The sequence below is a fragment of the Mucilaginibacter gracilis genome (assembly GCF_003633615.1).
GTDB classification, from domain to species: domain Bacteria; phylum Bacteroidota; class Bacteroidia; order Sphingobacteriales; family Sphingobacteriaceae; genus Mucilaginibacter; species Mucilaginibacter gracilis.
Window position 1 is genome coordinate 4,920,584 of the sequence record NZ_RBKU01000001.1, and the last position, 16,883, is coordinate 4,937,466.

General features: G+C 44.6%; 16 protein-coding genes. All 16 read right to left on the reverse strand.

Annotated elements, in window-relative coordinates; all coding sequences use genetic code 11:
* Complete coding sequence (locus BDD43_RS21955) at nt 1–2,454, reverse strand: TraG family conjugative transposon ATPase (RefSeq protein ID WP_121199812.1); 2,454 nt, start codon at nt 2,452–2,454, stop codon at nt 1–3.
* Nucleotides 2,441–2,860 carry a DUF4133 domain-containing protein gene (locus BDD43_RS21960; RefSeq protein ID WP_121199814.1) on the reverse strand — a complete coding sequence of 140 codons (420 nt, stop codon included), beginning with the start codon at nt 2,858–2,860 and terminating at the stop codon, nt 2,441–2,443. Before BDD43_RS21960 ends, BDD43_RS21955 begins: the two co-directional genes overlap by 14 nt.
* Nucleotides 2,857–3,135, reverse strand: coding sequence for a DUF4134 domain-containing protein (locus tag BDD43_RS21965; protein ID WP_121202076.1), 279 nt, complete (start codon nt 3,133–3,135; stop codon nt 2,857–2,859). Before BDD43_RS21965 ends, BDD43_RS21960 begins: the two co-directional genes overlap by 4 nt.
* Before the next feature lie 123 nt (nt 3,136–3,258).
* Nucleotides 3,259–3,792: a hypothetical protein gene (locus BDD43_RS21970; RefSeq protein ID WP_121199816.1), complete on the reverse strand. Its 534-nt coding sequence runs from the start codon at nt 3,790–3,792 to the stop codon at nt 3,259–3,261.
* A 119-nt stretch (nt 3,793–3,911) separates the two neighbouring features.
* Nucleotides 3,912–4,787: an RteC domain-containing protein gene (locus BDD43_RS21975; protein WP_121199817.1), complete on the reverse strand. Its 876-nt coding sequence runs from the start codon at nt 4,785–4,787 to the stop codon at nt 3,912–3,914.
* A 201-nt stretch (nt 4,788–4,988) separates the two neighbouring features.
* Nucleotides 4,989–5,912, reverse strand: a complete 924-nt coding sequence (locus BDD43_RS21980) for a helix-turn-helix domain-containing protein (protein ID WP_121199819.1) — start codon at nt 5,910–5,912, stop codon at nt 4,989–4,991.
* Nucleotides 5,913–5,923: 11 nt separating this feature from the next.
* A complete protein-coding gene (locus tag BDD43_RS21985) occupies nt 5,924–6,520 on the reverse strand; it encodes a GNAT family N-acetyltransferase (protein WP_246001720.1) in 597 nt (198 codons plus the stop codon).
* Nucleotides 6,521–6,774: 254 nt separating this feature from the next.
* Nucleotides 6,775–6,897, reverse strand: a complete 123-nt coding sequence (locus BDD43_RS30885; RefSeq protein ID WP_262707429.1) for a hypothetical protein — start codon at nt 6,895–6,897, stop codon at nt 6,775–6,777.
* Between the two features lie 29 nt (nt 6,898–6,926).
* Nucleotides 6,927–7,166 carry a hypothetical protein gene (locus tag BDD43_RS21990; protein WP_246001722.1) on the reverse strand — a complete coding sequence of 80 codons (240 nt, stop codon included), beginning with the start codon at nt 7,164–7,166 and terminating at the stop codon, nt 6,927–6,929.
* Nucleotides 7,167–7,231: 65 nt separating this feature from the next.
* Nucleotides 7,232–7,546 (reverse strand): hypothetical protein, encoded by a 315-nt coding sequence (locus tag BDD43_RS21995; RefSeq protein WP_121199821.1) that lies wholly within the window; start codon nt 7,544–7,546, stop codon nt 7,232–7,234.
* Nucleotides 7,547–7,558: 12 nt separating this feature from the next.
* Complete coding sequence (locus BDD43_RS22000) at nt 7,559–8,944, reverse strand: DUF5689 domain-containing protein (RefSeq protein WP_147425676.1); 1,386 nt, start codon at nt 8,942–8,944, stop codon at nt 7,559–7,561.
* 144 nt (nt 8,945–9,088) lie between these two features.
* On the reverse strand, nt 9,089–10,006 hold the full coding sequence (locus tag BDD43_RS22005) for a hypothetical protein (RefSeq protein ID WP_246001645.1): 918 nt from the start codon (nt 10,004–10,006) through the stop codon (nt 9,089–9,091).
* The gene (locus tag BDD43_RS22010) at nt 10,003–11,583 is read right to left on the reverse strand and encodes a hypothetical protein (RefSeq protein WP_121198908.1); all 1,581 of its coding nucleotides are present in this window, start codon (nt 11,581–11,583) and stop codon (nt 10,003–10,005) included. Before BDD43_RS22010 ends, BDD43_RS22005 begins: the two co-directional genes overlap by 4 nt.
* Nucleotides 11,584–11,594: 11 nt before the next feature.
* Nucleotides 11,595–14,978, reverse strand: coding sequence for a TonB-dependent receptor (locus BDD43_RS22015; protein ID WP_246001724.1), 3,384 nt, complete (start codon nt 14,976–14,978; stop codon nt 11,595–11,597).
* A 135-nt stretch (nt 14,979–15,113) separates the two neighbouring features.
* On the reverse strand, nt 15,114–16,103 hold the full coding sequence (locus tag BDD43_RS22020; RefSeq protein WP_121199823.1) for a FecR family protein: 990 nt from the start codon (nt 16,101–16,103) through the stop codon (nt 15,114–15,116).
* A 163-nt stretch (nt 16,104–16,266) separates the two neighbouring features.
* Nucleotides 16,267–16,863: a sigma-70 family RNA polymerase sigma factor gene (locus tag BDD43_RS22025; protein WP_121199825.1), complete on the reverse strand. Its 597-nt coding sequence runs from the start codon at nt 16,861–16,863 to the stop codon at nt 16,267–16,269.
* Between the last annotated feature and the right edge of the window lie 20 nt (nt 16,864–16,883).

A 16,883-nucleotide genomic window follows, 5' to 3' on the forward strand; every position in this document is an offset into this window, starting at 1 on the left:
TTAATTAATGTTTTGTACCATTGCGGCTATGCCTTTTTCCATGCTGCCGTATTGCTCAGCATATTCCAACACTTTTGCTTTTTCGGATGCTTCGGTGGTGTAGGCGTAATATTCAGAGGGTGATACTTCGGTACGGTAGACTTTCGAACTTTGCCCGCCCAGGCTGATAAAAACTTCTTTGTACCGGTAAGCCGGGTCGTTGGCCTTATTCATAGATAAGATCAGCGCCTTTTCTTTTTCGGTGAGGCCCAACAGTTCCTGCACATCGTCAAACTTGTTCTGGTATTTTGATTGGTCTAAAAGGATCTTACAATCAGAGTTATTGACAATGGCCTGCTTGATAATTGGTGAGCTTAAAATATCCTCTACTTCCTGGGTTACGACGATGGCCTCGCCAAAGAATTTTCGAACCGTTTTAAAGAGAAATTTAATGTACTCGGCCATACCATCTTTGGCAATTGCTTTCCAGGCTTCCTCGATCAAAATGACTTTACGGACGCTTTTAGGCAGTTTTCGCATCTTGGAAATGAACACCTCCATAATGATGATCGTCACCACCGGGAACAAAATCTCGTGGCTCTTGATGTTGTCCAGTTCGAACACAATAAAGCGTTCGTTGAGCAGATCGAGGTTCTCCGTCGCGTTCAGCAGGTAATCAAACTCACCGCCTTTGTAGTAAGGATTGAGCACATACAGCAGGTTCGCGATGTCAAAATCTTTCTCTTTGACCTTACCGTTTTCCAATACCACTAAGTATTCTTCCATCAAAAAATCATAGAAAGAATTAAAGCCGGGAAAGATATTCGGGTGTCTGGCTAAGTGCTGATAGTATAAAGTAATAGCATTGGAAATGGCTACATATTCAGATCTTGCGAAATTCTCGTTCTCCTTTTTCCAGAGTGCCAGTAACAGCGTTTTCAGGCTTTCTTTTTTCTCAATGTCCAGTACTTCACCCTTAGCTATATAAAAAGGATTAAAGCGGATCGGGTTGTTTTCCTCGTAGGTGAAGTAATAACCACCCACCAAATCGCAAAGTCCTTTATAGCTGTGGCCTACATCCACCAAAACGATATGTGCGCCTTGTTCATAGTAAGAGTTTATCATGTGGTTGGTGAAGAAAGACTTACCCGAACCGGACGGGCCTAAGATCATCTTGTTGCGATTGGTGATATAACCTTTTTTCATCGGCTCGTCGGATATGTCCGCCCTAACCGGTTTGCCGGATATTCTGTCGCCCAGGCGAATACCGAAGCCGCTTTGCGAGGTGCGGTAATTACTTTCCAAATTCAGAAAACAGGTGGCCTGCTCCAAAAAAGTATCGAACGTATCGTTCATCGGAAAGTCTGCGGCATTGCCGGGTAAGCCCGCCCACCAGATCTGCGGCGCGCCATCAGTTTCCTGTTTACCCGAAGCATCCATTTGGGCCATTGCGGAACCTACCTTATTCCTGATCTCCTGTATTTGCTTCGTGTCGCTTGTCCAGGTCATCACATTAAAATGCGCCTTAACCGGCAGCCTTTGTTCGGCGATGGCCTCGTTCAGAAAATCCGAAGTCGCATCCCTTGCAATGGCATTCTCTCTACTGTAAGCTGATAAGGATTGCAAACGTAATCTTTTCTTTTCCAGCCCTTTGAGTGTTTTCTGCGCATCGCCTATAAAGATGAACTGGTTGTAGATGTGGTTACAGTCCAATAGTAAACCTAACGGCGAGGCAAAACCGACACTGAACTTGGTCTTATCGGTGCTGTACTTGTCATAATTGACCCGGCTGCCGCAGAGCGATGGCAAGTCCTCAACATCCGATAAGGTGAATAGCTGGCAATGATTATCGCCGATACGAATTTCGTCTTTCAGGTGAACGTCCTTGATGAACGGCCTTTCATTCTCACCTTGCAGGAAACAGTACTGCTCGATAATACCTGCCTTGCTTTTGGTGCCGGCCAGTTCCTCATTGGTCAGGCGTTTTAAGCTAACAAAACCGCTGTCCGAAAGAATGCGCTCGAACGCTCCGGCCTTTTCGATAAAGTCGCGGTACAACTGCTCGTTCATGGCCTGCGCGGGTACGGGTGATTTGCGCATCAGGCCCGAATAACCGCTGCTGGCCGCTTTCCGTCCGGACGGCTGTTTGGTCAGCAGGATATAACAGCTATGCTCCACATAAGGGCGTCCCTCAAAATATTGTTCGCTGGCATCTGCTAAGAAACTGGCCGATTGACCTGTTTTACCCTGATAGCCCGCCCGGATAAAAATATCCTGTTTGTGCACGATGCTGTGCTGCGGCAATATCTTGATGGCTTTGAGCCAGGCATGGTGCAGAGCCTCGTATTCCTGGCCCGACAGGGTAAAAATATCCGGCAGTTCCAGTTTATAAGCGATAGTAATATCGCCTTGCCTGGAAAGAATGCAATTGTTTTCGACCTTATAAACGGGCAATATAGCTTCAATATTTATCATAAGCCCCTCCTAAATCCTTCCCGGTAGGGAGGACTTTAATATTTTTTCGTGGATAAATTGTTTTTTCTACGGCACTCAAGAGATCGCTTTGCTCAGTTAAGTGAATAAATAATTTTCTTGAACGGAATTTCAGGTAGTTGGGCAAACTCCGTTTGGCGCTCTTTTTCTGTAAGCCGTACTGTCCGTATTTATGACTTAGCCTAAAGATGGTCGTCACTAAGCCTGTACCGGTGCCGCCGATCAGGATCAGGCAAACCCAGGTGTTGACCCCGCAGATATACAGGATGGCAAACAAAAGCAGTAAGGCGACCAATACACCGGCCAGATAGCCGATGTATTGCGCTTTGACGCCCCGAAACTCGATCGCCTTATTGATACCCTTATTAACCTGATAGACGCTGCTCATAACCCGAAAAATGATTTGATCACGGTAGCAACCACGACTAAGAAAATACAGGAGCCGAACCAGGCTGCGGCCACTTTATTGGTGTCCGGCTCGCCCTCGTTCCACTTACGGAACACTTTAATTGCCCCCACAATACCCAATATGGCACCAATGGCATACATCAAATTACAGCCTGCATCGAAGTAACCTTTGACCATCGTGGTCGCTTCCGTGATGCCCGCCGAACCATCCTGGGCGAAGCAAATGTTGACTGTGAGCAGGCCCGAAAGGAACATCAGCGTCTTGGTGAACGCGATGCGTTTCTTATCTGCCGGTAAGGCGCGGTAATCGCTGATCCCGTTTTTGAAGTACTGATAAACAGCTTTTAATAATGATTTCATGGTTTAAATGGTTAAGGGTTAATTCCAGAGGTTTGCTAACACTTCGTCCGAGATTGGGAACGGGGCGTTCTCGCGGATGTACTCGTTGATCGCCGCTTCATTAGGCGAACCGGCAATACCGGCATATTTGGTTTTGACCATACCGAACAGCGACACAAAATCCTCCGCATTGCCGCCCTCGTTTTCAAGGATGTGGAAGATGGTTTTCAGCTCTTCCAGCACATCGGGGACTAATCCCAATTGCACTTCCCGGCTGTCCGCTTCGTCTTCATCCCATACTTTCGGCGCAAAACCGAGCATGTGCGCCTCCACTTCGCTGATACCCTCGGGCACCGCCTGCTCACCGATCAGGTCGTTTTCCTCTTCAGGATCACCCTCTAATTCTTCTTCCCATTCCCTTTTGAGTTTTTCGGGTTGTTCGTTTTTGGATTTGCCGGATAGCAAAGCGGCGAGCTTGTCCCTGAAAAAGAGCAGGGCGAGCACCAGATACCACACTGCGGTAAAGATGACTGCGGCAACTAAAAACTGTTGCCAGGTGAAAAAATGTAACATATTATTTTGCTTTTGTCCTGCCGCTCCATTGCGGCAGGAATTACAAAAGCAAAGGTTGGGAGATGGCAAATCTTCCCGTCCCACATGGGATAAATACTCCGGAAACCGCCTTTAAGCTATTAAAAACCAGTTTTTTTCTTTAAGGCCCTGTTCTTATCCAGCGCATCCTCATCATCCATCTTCCTGACGAGGGCATCCCGCATCCGGTCGGTAAAGTGTGTTTTGCTCAATCTTTTGCGTTTCTTCAGGTCGTCGAAACCTTTTTTCGGTATGCCCAGGTTCACCCCGAAAAACTCACCCAGCCCCTCAAAAAATTCCACGATACCTAATTCGCCGTTATTGATCTGTTCGTTCAGATAAACCGCATGGCCCAACTCGATCAGGTTGACCACTTCGCCCGTCCAGCGAAAGGGTTTGGACAGGCGGCCCGGTTGCCCAGAGAATGCTGTCAACCCGGCGATACGCTCCGCGATATACGCCTGCAAAGTTTCAAATGCCTGGAGCTTGGCAAACAGGTAATCGCCGCAGGTGGAAAAATCCGGGTCGGGTTCCCCAAACTCTGGCATCAGGACAGTGGGCACCTCCGCGCCCCTGATAAAATAGAGTTCATCCAGCTCCGTCAGGCCCGAACGGTAATACTGGTAGAGAAAAGCATAGCGCATAAAAAAGCGCCGGATGATGTCCAGCTCACTCTCATAAAAGGCGATCAGTTTTTCTTGCGTACCCGCCGGTGCGCTCTGCTCCAGGTTGTAGCGTTCCAATTCAAAGATCTTGGCGGCAAGGAACCGGGGCTTGATGTTTTTGAATACATGGATTTCGTCAGGTTTGTCCTGAAAGGGATGCAGCAGTACCTGTTCGCGTAATAAGTGCAATAAGCTGCGGATCAATTGCAGGGCGGCGGACAAGCGTTTTTCAGCAGACAGTTTTTTGGCGGTAATATCCGCCAAACCGTCGGTAAGCTGCCGGGACAGCTTTTCGATAACTTTTGATAACATAATACAAATTATTAATTAGTCCTGCTGTCTGCCGGTTATCCGGCACCTCAACTATGCAGGAGATGCGTAGTTGTTCTTTCCATAATTTTTTTACCTGGTTAGCAATTGTAGGAACAAAGGTGCCTTGTTATTAAAAAAAGTCAATCGGTCATCAGACTGATTTGCATAAAACCGCCTGATGACCGATATATTTAGCCGTTATCAGCTCTCATAGAATAGTTTATGGGCGATCTCCCAACGGCTGGTGGCCCCGGTTTTCCGAAGCAGGCTTTCAATGTGCGTTTTGACCGTACTTAATGAGATATGCAACCTGTCTGCAATGGTCCTGTTTTGCAAGCCCTCACGCACTAACTGCGCGACCTCCATTTCTCTTTTGCTCAAACCATAACGCTGGCTGTTGACATCAAAATAAACAGAGGGCAGTCTGCCAATCCTTTTTAATTCCGCTAATTTCCGGTCATCCATTTTCGCGCGTTTGACAGATTTAACAAAAAACATCAGTGCAATGAATATAAAGCCGGTATTGGTGCAAAGCACCTCGGTCAGTTGGTTAACCTGAAACCAGGAGAACACTGTCATAGCTGCCCAGGGGGTCACAGCGCAGTAAACCGCCATTTCCTCGATATAATAATTACGATCGCGGTTTTCCCGGTAATGTTTGCGGATGGCGCATAACATCACCCAAAGTAAGATTAATGAATAAATAAAAGGTGCAATTACACCATAGCGAATATCTTTCTCCAAATCCCCATTAATCGCATACATGATCACGAAAAACATCAGGTAGGGCAGCATCAGGAATAAAGGCACCCCGAACAAAGCGTGCCAGCGCAGCGATTTCAGGTCAAAGGCTTTATAAAAATAAAAGGGGAAATAGGATGCCATTAAAAATCCGGTGCCGTAGGCGATCATTTCCTGCAAGGAAATGGAGATATTTATCTTGGGATCGGGGAACAATCCTCCTGTAACATTATAAAGCAGTAATAAACCTAATAGCACCAAATACCAGCCCCGACGTTTATCCGGCCAAATGGCGTAAATGACCGATTCGATGAAAAACATCATCCCCTCGGCTATAATAAATAAAAAGGTGACGATATGCACCTGTGTTCCAAACACTAACATATATCGCCTCCTTACTTAATATGTTCATATTTCAGAAAATGCAGGGTATAACCCAATTCCAGCGAATCGTATTCATTGAAGCCATATCGTTTATACCAGGGCAAGTTGCGTTCGGTGGATGTTTCCAGGAAAACGGGCAGGTTTTGCAGCTTTGCAGCGGCTATGACTTGTTTTAATAACCGGCTACCGGTGCCCTGGTGCTGATAGAGCGGAGCAACCCCGATAAACCATAAATAAACTATCGGCTCGTTCGGCTGTTTAGATTTAATCTTTGCTTCACGGTCGACCGCTTTTTTGATGCCACCTAAACCGATGGCTTTAACGATCAGTATCAAGTCCAGCCAAATGGCTTTTAAATCAGTTTTCTTTTGGTGAGGATACAGTAAGAGTACGCAGGCTTTTCGATCTTCGGACAGCCAGACCTTGCCAAAGCGATAGCAGACCTCAAAAGAATAATCCATCAGCGCACGTATGCGCTGTTTGCGTTTATCGTCCTGGCGGACACTATAGTTCACACTTAAATTGTCATCAAAGGCAGCGGATAACAGGTCGGTTACCAGCGGCTTATCGGTTCTCATTGCACTTCTCATATCTTTCCGCATTTTCATTGGTTTCAGTTTAGGTTAAATGCGAAAGCGCGGGAATGACCTGTTACTGTCCACGCGGTACGACTAAATACCTCTAAAACAGAACAAGCCAGCCCGCACTTTCGCAGGCGTTCACTTGCTCCTGTTTTTTATTCAAAAATTTAGTCGTTTTCGTGGACAGGGAGCGTGTAGACGCAGAATATTTTAATTTCTTAGTTTAAATTGTAAAATCACATCATAGGCATTTGTCATTTGTTATAGCTATTTAATCAATATTATCGTTTTTTATAATCGTCCCAAAAGCGTTTTTCTTTTCGGGTGTCTTTCCAGATGGTGATAATTACGGCGATCAGGAATAGTACCAGCATTCCAAAGCCAATGAATGTCGCTGTTTCCATTTATTTATCATTAAGCGGCAACTTCAATTTTATTTATGTCCTAACCACATCCACGCAAAGCCGATGAGGATATAGATCACCATTCCACCGCCAGCGGCCATGATACCTAATGGCACCAGGTTGGGGTTGTAAACCGGTTCTTTCTTTTGCTTCATCACCGTTTCTAAAAAAGGCAGGTAATACCGCCTGTCGAAACGTAGGGCAACCAGCACAACCGCTATATCCAGTATCAAAAAAATAAGAATGGCAATGTAAGTGGTTTGCATCATCGTTTTTTAAAAAGGGCAGGCATTGCTGCGCTGCCCTTGATCACAATTATATATTCAAGTTTCGGCTAAGTACCATAAGCTATCCTAATGTTTTGCGCCAGCATCGGGAAACCTGGCATCTCTACCGAAATTTCTTTTTTCAGTTCTTTCAGCTTTTTGCCCAGGAATTGAATTTTAACATGGCTGTACATCACCTCATAATTCGTGATTTGCCGAGCCAATTCTTCGAGCAATCGTTCATAATTACTGTGCATGTTTTCCAGGTCCACTCGGTATTCCGTCGCCTGCTGCAAACACTCGCATTCCTTTCCTAAAAGCGTTTCCAACTGAAGCAGGGCATCCATCAAATGCACATGCCTCGATTTTGAGATGCCCTGCATAAATACCTGTTGTTAATAGTAGAATACGATCTTATCAAATAGTATCGGGGCGGCATTTGGGCTTCCTGTAAATGGCCTTGATGCGTTGTAGATCCGGAACTGAGGATTAGCTATAAAGGCAGTCGCCCTGTCAGCACTCACACCTTTCGCAATCAGTTCGTCTTTAGTCGGTATTGTATATTCAAAGGTAAAGAACTTGCCTTTTTGATTATAAGCTGGAGAAAGTGCCAGAATGGGTTTAACGGCGTCGTAGCTCATGTTATCGCCAGCATCTATTAAAGGCATGTTATCAGGCAAAATGGGTAACACGGCTATTTTTACAGAATCTGTAGTACCAAATGTAAATGCATATTCTCTTTGACTAAGTACAGTAACCACTTTTTCGGCAGAGGTTGCAGCAAACGAGATCGCTACCTTTTTAAGTCCCTGGTTGTTTGTGAAGTTTGATCGCAAACTTGCACCTGTGGTATTTACACTGGTATTGAATGCATATAGATAAGTTCTCGTCGGTGTAGTGAAAGTTGCATCATAGGTCGCGCCAGGGTAGAAATTAAATGATTGGGCGGTTGACAACCATTGTCCTACAGCCGTAGTGAACGGCGCATTAGCTGTAGATGGGACCACGATGGCTGACCCATCGCTAACTTTTTTCAAGTTTTGGAAATCTTCAGTTACGATACGTGAATACGGGCCGGATGCGAGGTCTGCCGTAGTTCTGATGTCTACCCTAAGATTGCTTCCGTCTATCCGCAAAATACCAGTGATATTACTTACGCTAACCGGGTAATCTGTGTTTTCAAAGGTTGCACCGGAAAGAACTTTTGAACCGAATGTTTGGTTACCTTTTTGAACTACCAGATTGCCTGTAAACTTTCCATTACCACCTGTTAACCCGTCAACAGGCAGGCTCACTAACATACCGTTCCAGGCGGTTTGATTGGTTACCAGATCAGCCGCCGTAGTCACTTTGGCAGTAATGGCTCCCGTTCCGGTTTTTTTAGCGTTAGCAACCGGGATCTTGTCAAGTATGATCTCGCCATTTACCTGGCTTAACTGCTGTTTCGAGATCGTAACCTCTACTTCGTCGTTTAAAGCGAAGTTGTGCGCGCCATCGAAATTAATGATGATACCGGGTTTATCAGTCGCTTCCTGTAACACGATACTTTTGGCATCGATGTTTTTGGCTGAGGCGTCCGAAATAACAATACCCTTGATCTTTCTGCCATCCGGCACAGTTACCGATGCGGCAGTACTTAACTTTTTCAGATCGGAGACAGCGATATTATCTACCGGAACCGGCCCGGTATTATCGTTTCCATTGTTCTTTTTACACGAGGTCATGCCCAAAGCCAGTAATAAAACCAGCCCGGCGGCTCTAAAAGTAATTTTCGTTTTCATTGTTTTTGTTTTATGGCCCTTTTACCGGCCGGTTTTTATGTGTTTTTAATTGTTATTCTTTTTTTTGACAAAGGCATAGCCTAAGCATACCTCTCCGGCATCTTTATTTATGTCTTATTTCTATTTTTTTATTGATCCATAGGCTTAATAGCTCCGCCTAAGATTGGCCCGGAAGTTGGGCTGAACAGTTAACATTTCATATACAGGGCTACCATCGGCATTATGTCCGGTAAGTATCCGTCTTGATGTTGCCTGCCTAAAACCTTGAATTAACACGACGAAAGAACCGTTAGGTTCGGCTGGTACTGCCGCCGAAAGAATCACATTATTCGGAGCATCCTTTTCACTTATTTTCAGAATGATGTTACCTGAATTTCTGGCTGCGCCCACGGTGTCAATCTCCGTATAACCGGAAAAGGAACCAAATGCAAGGTCTTGTGGCAGCCCTGCTGTTTTGAGATTCCCCGTCGCATCCAACTGTTTAAGCATCAAATTTTGGCTATCAGTTCCTAAATGGACAATCCTGATCCTGACTTTTCCGGGAGTGCCCTGATATTCTTCCGGTACCTTAACTATCCGGTAAGCATCCATTGCTTCGGGGCTTTCGACAAGGTAAAATGATTGTAACTCATTCCTTGCAACTAAAGTCGTTTGTATGTCTTTAAGAAATACTTTGTCCGTGCCTGAAAAAATGAATTTATAATTACCCAAAGCAACGGGCATGTAATACATGTACTGGTAACCTGTAGGTACAAAGCCGGGATTAGGAAATATAGTGCCTGTGGCATTATATGGGTATTGCCGCAAATCGCTGGTTTCAGTGTAAACATCCTGATACTTAGGAAAAAGGAGAAATGGGCCATTAGGAACGCTATCGTTAATAAATACCAAGTTGTTTTTCCGCAAAGATTGGCGGCTGTTCAATACTTCTGAACCATTGTAGAAGTTTACGCCTCCGCTTATATCTCCCGGCAAAATTTCTTTTACCTCTTTTTTGCAGGATACTACCAATAAGATTGGCAGAAGGCTGCAAATAAATATCGATTTAATATTTCTGATCATTTTTTTACAGTTTTTACGATTACGGTTTTATTGTTGGCGGTACTGTAAATCATACCTTCTTCATCATAATTCAGCAACTGATCCTGTCCCGAATCACCGCTGAACATTTTGTAACTACCTGTTTCAACAGCGCCTGGCGCATAACGGTCGCCACGTTTTTTTATAAAATCCATTGTGCCGAAAGCCGGAAAACGATGATCGGAAAATGAAGCCGCTCTTTGTTGATAGTAGTAGATTAGTATGCGCCCTCCCGGTAAAGGCATAAAACCAAACAGGTCTGGGGTATCGAATGATCCGGCATTACACACAGCCGTTAATGTATTGAACACCCCGGATATATAGGGTTTATCGGTCGTGGGCGGCATGCTTAATTTTGAGTATTTATATAAGGTCACAGTGTTTTCCAGGTCGTACTGTAAAATATCTGTTAAGGCATTTATATTGCCCGAAGGAGCAAGTGCGTAACAATACATCCGCTGTTCGTCCGGCATGATATTACCCTGATTATAAATAATGCCAGTACCAGGAATTTTAAGGATTGAGGCGTTATATTCAGTTTGCAGGTTGGAATCATAATTAGGCGCAAGGGTTGTTTTAAACAGATACTTTATTGAACCGTTACTATTTAACAATGCAGTCGCGTAGTTATTGGCAAATGCGTAACCTCCACTGATGATAGTTTTACCAAGCCTTAGGTAGACATTGCCCTTACTGTCGGGATAAATTCCTGAAACGTCCATCAGGTTAACCTGGTTTATTGTTCCCTCTAACGGCAGAGCAGTGGGAATAACCGGTAATGCCATTGATTTTGGATAAAGCGTTTTATTTAACGTCGTGAGGGTTTTGGTTTTTAAGTCTATTTTACAGAGCCTATATATATAGCTGGTGGTACTGTTGGCCGAACCGTCAGTGGTCAGGGCCGAGAAATACAACGTGGATTCCTGGGGATCAGTTCCACCAGAATTAAAACCGGTGATGGCGAACGGGCCATCTGCGTCACTAAAGGTGGTCGTATTGATTACCGTTTGAACATTTGCAGATTTATCGATTTTAACGATCTGTCCGCTGGCGTTCGAATAAACATAAACGCTCCCTTTGCCGTTCAGGCAATACAAAACAACATCATTAGCTTGCGGAACAAAATGGCTTTGCAGCTTTAATTGAGCAGCAATAACTCCCGGAGACAAGATCTCGATAGATGGGCAATCAATAGTGTTACCGGCAGAAGTAATCTTAACCGGCCTGTTTTCGCCGATTCCCATTGCATTGGTAATGGTGATCGTCGCCTGGTCGCCTTCATACGGGTCCGACTGCGTTCCCCCAACTGTTACTTTTTTCAGGCTTACAATTTTTGCCTCAATACCGCCGATCTCAATTTTAAGGCCTTTCTCCGGATTTAGTCTTCCGGTAATAACCATTGTACTGTCCACCTCGTATGCCTTGTTATAGTTGTTCACTACTTCTGGCATGTCTACCAACTTTTGATAAAAATCCTGTGATTTCTTACATGCAGCTAAAGCGGATATAAGCATCAGGATAAGTACGATCTGACTTGATTTTTTGAATTTATATATCATTGTGCGCTTTATTAAAATGAATAAGAAAATGACAATACATAATGCCTGCCCGGATTGTATCTTGATGCGATATTGTCTCCTTCAACTTTGGTAACGCCATCAGTTACCACGGTTTTTACAGGTTCATATTTAGAAGTAAAATTGTAATCTTCCGCCATTTCGATTGGCTTATTCAACAGGTTTTGAACCGAAAATCTGGCCTGGATGGTTTTCACGATACGTTGTGTTACCGAAATATCAACCACATGCCGCGGCAGTTCCATCAGGCTTCCCCGGAATTGAGATCCATTTAAAGTTGGGTCAGCAGCAAACCCTCTTCCCGCCGCATAGATGCGGGTGCCCACGATATTGTAAATGCCTGATATTTTCGTCCCTGTCGATGCGTTATCATAGTATAAGCCGACGTTTACAATATAGGGTGCCTGGCCCTGTAGCGGGCGTTTGATGATAAAATTGCCTATCCGCTTATCAGGTTGATCTTTTTGCTCATTGGCTACGTCGGCGCTGTCTTTAATGGCTTCGCTTTTGATCAGCGTAAGGTTACCGATCACCGATAAACGCTTGAACAAGTTACCCGGAATGAAATCCAGATTTTTTCGCAATTCAAATTCTACTCCTTTAATGGAAGCCCTTGCGGCGTTCTGAAAAGTAATCAGCGCAGGGCTATTTAAAATCCTGTCGCTTGCATTAATTCGTTCAATCGGATTTTGCAGGGTCTTGTAAAAAGCGCCAATTGAGATGGTTTCCCCATATTGGTTCTTACGGGGATAAAACTCCAGCCTAAGATCGTAATTAGATGCGGTTGCCGGGCGCAAATAGGGATTACCTTGTCTTCTGGTATTGTTTTCCAGGTCGTAATCATTAAACGGAGAGATTTCGGTGAACTCGGGACGGTTAACTGTTTTACCATAAGCGGCCCTGAGCACCCAATTATCATGCGGCCGATAGCTTGCATTAACAGATGGCAATATATCCAGTTTGGAAATATTAACCAGCACCGGACGATTGATACCTCCCTGATCGGTAGGCTGAACGGCAGCGCCTACCCGCTGACGGTCATATTCAATTCTAACGCCGCCGTAAACTTCAAATTTCCGGTGAGCAGGTGTAAAGCTCATAAGCGCGTAACCGCTGTTGTTCTGTTCAGTAGCCGTGTAAGCGTCGCTACCTTGTGTATTATCCACAACCAATAAGCCGGTCTTGTCATCCCGCAGATAATTGGCAGACCAGAGTCTGCTGAGATCTTGTTGCTTGAACGCTGTAAGCGCAGGATCAACGTAAGTACCATATCCCCCCGGTGCCGTTATGTAATCGCTGTAAGTGCCGGTAAAGTCACCTTCGTGTACTGTATAAACCCTTCTGAAAACTTTTCGCTCCTTCCATTGCTGAAACGTTCCAGCTTTAAGGAACAGCCAGGGCTTAAACTTATAAGTATAATCCAGTGAAGCATTGTAAATCCCTTCGTTATTGCGTGTCCAGGTGCGGGAGATCATACCCTGGTTGATCCTGCTTTGATTTTCGGAATCTTCCGGATCACCCTTTCTGCCCCTTGCGAACCAGTAAAGGTTGGGGTCGCCGGTTGTAAAAGCAGTTAGCGGAGCCTGCAACCGGATCACCCGCTGATCCGGAAGTTCCTGGCTGCTGTAGGTTAAGCCACCATTCCAGTCAAAACGATGTTTACCGCCGCCGTAATAGTGTGTTCCGCCGACATTGCCTGCATATAAAAAACGCTGGCTGTAGGAAAGAACAATATCTTTATTATCGAAAGCCCGTTGATCAGCCATCGCCCGGCGGTGAAATACTTTTTCTATGGTTGTTGACACACCTTGTTGTAACAAGAAGTTTTTAAACTGTAAGTTGCTGCTATCCCGAAGCCTGTAGGTGAAGTTTTGCAACAGGTTTAATTGAGCGCTCTCCCGGTTATTATTTTCGAAGGTTATCGCGTCATTGGGTATCGTACTTTTAATGGCATCATCTATACCTTGCTGGCGATAAATATTGGCTTGCTGATCTTCGTGTTTGTAACTGAAAGAAGTTAGCATCGACAATGGTTTCCCAAACAACTTGTAGCTATCATAGTAATTTGCTGTTATCTGAATGGTGGGCAATGCCTGTTTTTGCCCCAAATACAAATAAGGAGAAAAGCCTTTAGCATATTGCTGCTGGGAGATGGTCGCTTTTTGTAAACTACCGTAGGCGGGTACTACAGATGGTAGTTTGCGGGTTCCATCGTCAAAACCTAAAAAGTCAAATTTTCCGCCCTGATAGGTAAGCACATTTTTAAAGGTTGTGCCCTCTCGCAAGCCAGTCTGCACTTCGATGTCAAAATGCTTTACATTTTTGGCATCCTTGGTGTAGATCTTGACCACGCCGCCTGTGGCATCGCCCTGGTTTTCGGGGGACGGGGATTTGAAGACCAATATTTTATCGATGATCCTGCTTGGTATCAGGTCAAGAGCGAAAGCCCGACTATACAATTCGGTGCTGGGTGCTACGTTATCATTAAGATACGTTAAATTATACCTTTGATTCAATCCGCGAACAATGACAAATTTGTCATCCACGGTAGTTACCCCTGATACCCGTTGCATAACTTCAGCGGCATTTCTGTCGGCAGATTTGCTGATCTGTTCAGAGGAAATGGCCGATACCACCATTGATGCCTGCTTGACTTCTTCCAATACCTGGCGTTCAGAGGTATGTGAAACGGGGGCACGGCTTTTTTTGACACTGCTAATCACTACCTCTTTTAATGAGTTAGACCCCTGCAATTTAATATCATAGGTCGCTTCTTTGCCTGGCTTAACTTCCACAACTACTTTTTCTGTTGCAAAGCTGACGTATGATACCTGAACGGTATATTTACCTGATGGGATATTGGTGAAGCTATAATATCCATCAATATTGGACTGCATACCTTTTTGTAGTTCCACAATGTACACAGACGCGCCAGGCAGGGGCTGTGTGGTTTCAAACTCTACTATGCGACCTCTAATTGTGCCGGGGCCGCCGCCGGCTGATGCGTTTGGGCTTTTGGGTAGACTAAGTATGATATAATTGTTTGTAGTTTGATATTCGATACCAAATGTACTTTTGATGATATCAAGAAGCTGTTTTACGGTGGGCTGGCTGATCGTCAGCTTGACAGTGCCTGCTATTTTCTGACTGATTACGTCATCATAGGTAAACCGTACTTCCGGCAACTGCGCCTTGATTGCCGCAGTGATTTTGATGCCTGTGGTTGTTGCCGCGCTCAGGTTAATCTTTTTATCCAGAACCTGTCCGTGCGCCGCGCCGTTAAAAATTAAAAAAAGTACAAGGATCGAAAATACGCTTATGCTTTTTATACTGATAAGTCGTGCTTCCTTTCCATTTTTACGTAGAAAGTGTTTCATTTGTAATTAAATTCGATGGGGGCGTATCCCGCGTTTTTGATTTAGTAAAATATTGACTGAGTTACCGTTCAGTTGATTTTAGCCGCCTTGCTTCAACAGGGCGGTTTTTTTTATTCTTATTATTCGTTCTCCTTTCTAATTAATAGTGATCTTATTATCGTTTATCGTATAGGTCAGGCCACTCGTTACCGATAACATATCCAGCACCTTGTTGACCGTCAAGTCTTTAAAGCTGGTTGTTATTTTCTTGTTCAGCAGATCGGGATTTTTGATCGTGATTTTCACGTTGTACCATTTTTCCATATCCCGGCAGATCACAGATAGCGGTGCGAGATCATAGGATAATTCGCCGTTAATCCAGGCCATTGACTGGCGGGCATCGATCCTGTTAATGGAATATTTATTTGTGCTTGTTTGATAGCTGATTTGCTGATCAGGGATCAGCCCGGCGATTTCTTTACCTGCATAAGCGACGCTCACCTTTCCTGTAAGCAGTGTAACGGTGTTGGTATTTGCCGCGGCAAATTCATTAACCTCGAAGCTGGTACCGATATCCTTGGTTACCAGTCGCCCCGTGGTTACCAAAAAAGGTTTATTCGAGTTATGAACGACCTCGAAGAACGCGCGGCCTTTAACGGTTACATTTCTGTCCCGGTCATTGAAATTTGCCGGTACATCCAGCGTTGAGCCAGGGAAAAGCATTACGGTACTGTTATCCGCTAACTTTACTTCCCTGCGCTTACCCAATGCCGAGGTGTAATGCGTATATGCTGCCTGGCCCGGTGTTGAGTTTTTAGAATGAATTAAAGCCGCTACCCCACCCAAAACCAAAAGCGCAAAACTTGCGGCATAGCCTAACCATCTTAATTTACGCTTAGGGGGAACTTGCGACAACCCTGATCTTCTTTGCTGAAATTGTTGCCATTCCGCATGAGGCTGTTGTTCATCAAAAGGGTCAGGATCATCTTCGAGGTCGTGCCATGCTTCCCGCAAACAAGACTCCACATAATCGTGGTCGATGTCCATGGCCAAATAAAGGTCAATCAGCTTTTCCTCGTGAGGCAGGCTTTCACCCCGGTAATATCTGATCAAAGCCTCCCGCGACGGGCGTTCTATTTTCATCATAATAAAGGGGTTTAATAATGCCCTCTATTATTAAGAATGTAAAAAATGATGCAAGCAACTATATGAATTAAAAATTTAATGTTTAATTCATATTAATTTAACACGATTGGGGAGATGTGAAATATTCCGCTCTTGAAGAGCGTTAGTGCTATTGAATACGGGATTATAAATAATGGATAGCTGCCTGTGTAGTGACCAGTACGACAATGATCGCATCCGGATATTCCTGCAATTCTTTGCGAATAATTTTCAAAGAGGCGGAGATATGGTTATTAACGGTGTTGATGGAAGTACCAGTGTCGTCAGCGATTTGCTGCTGCGTCATGTCTTTATCGCGGCTCATCAGGAATATTTCCCTTTGTTTAGGAGTGAGTTTACCGATTGCTGCCTGGTAACGAAGTTGAAGGTCTTTTATGGATAGTTCGGGATGGTCGATAGTGCCTAATTCCTGCAATGGTACTTGCTCCAGATCTTCTGTGATCAGCACTTTCTTCCTGCTAATTCCCGCAATCTCCTGACGTAAGATACCAAAAAGGTAATCGCCCAAGTTTTTATTGAGGTCTTTGATACGGTGTTTATGCTGCCATATTTTCAGTAAGGCATCCATCACCAATTCCTCTGCATCCTTCTGATTTTTAATGGGTTTCGAGGACGCAGCCAATAAGCGGGGGTAGTAATAGTTGAAAATGAACTGGAAAGCCAATTCATTACCCTCTACCCAGGCATTTATATGTTGATCGATTTTGTTTTTTTCAGCCATTACGCAACACCCAACAGATA

Bases quoted from the DNA above. Each gene is read 5' to 3' on its own strand.
- BDD43_RS22000 (WP_147425676.1), bottom strand. From the start codon at position 8,944: ATGAAAACGAAAATTACTTTTAGAGCCGCCGGGCTGGTTTTATTACTG.
- BDD43_RS21985 (WP_246001720.1), bottom strand. From the start codon at position 6,520: ATGAAAATGCGGAAAGATATGAGAAGTGCAATGAGAACCGATAAGCCG.
- BDD43_RS21990 (WP_246001722.1), bottom strand. From the start codon at position 7,166: ATGATGCAAACCACTTACATTGCCATTCTTATTTTTTTGATACTGGAT.
- BDD43_RS22005 (WP_246001645.1), bottom strand. From the start codon at position 10,006: ATGATCAGAAATATTAAATCGATATTTATTTGCAGCCTTCTGCCAATC.
- BDD43_RS22025 (WP_121199825.1), bottom strand. From the start codon at position 16,863: ATGGCTGAAAAAAACAAAATCGATCAACATATAAATGCCTGGGTAGAG.
- BDD43_RS22010 (WP_121198908.1), bottom strand. From the start codon at position 11,583: ATGATATATAAATTCAAAAAATCAAGTCAGATCGTACTTATCCTGATG.
- BDD43_RS22015 (WP_246001724.1), bottom strand. From the start codon at position 14,978: ATGAAACACTTTCTACGTAAAAATGGAAAGGAAGCACGACTTATCAGT.
- BDD43_RS21970 (WP_121199816.1), bottom strand. From the start codon at position 3,792: ATGTTACATTTTTTCACCTGGCAACAGTTTTTAGTTGCCGCAGTCATC.
- BDD43_RS22020 (WP_121199823.1), bottom strand. From the start codon at position 16,103: ATGATGAAAATAGAACGCCCGTCGCGGGAGGCTTTGATCAGATATTAC.
- BDD43_RS21995 (WP_121199821.1), bottom strand. From the start codon at position 7,546: ATGCAGGGCATCTCAAAATCGAGGCATGTGCATTTGATGGATGCCCTG.
- BDD43_RS21975 (WP_121199817.1), bottom strand. From the start codon at position 4,787: ATGTTATCAAAAGTTATCGAAAAGCTGTCCCGGCAGCTTACCGACGGT.
- BDD43_RS21955 (WP_121199812.1), bottom strand. From the start codon at position 2,454: ATGATAAATATTGAAGCTATATTGCCCGTTTATAAGGTCGAAAACAAT.
- BDD43_RS21980 (WP_121199819.1), bottom strand. From the start codon at position 5,912: ATGTTAGTGTTTGGAACACAGGTGCATATCGTCACCTTTTTATTTATT.
- BDD43_RS30885 (WP_262707429.1), bottom strand. From the start codon at position 6,897: ATGGAAACAGCGACATTCATTGGCTTTGGAATGCTGGTACTATTCCTG.
- BDD43_RS21965 (WP_121202076.1), bottom strand. From the start codon at position 3,135: ATGTTCCTTTCGGGCCTGCTCACAGTCAACATTTGCTTCGCCCAGGAT.
- BDD43_RS21960 (WP_121199814.1), bottom strand. From the start codon at position 2,860: ATGAGCAGCGTCTATCAGGTTAATAAGGGTATCAATAAGGCGATCGAG.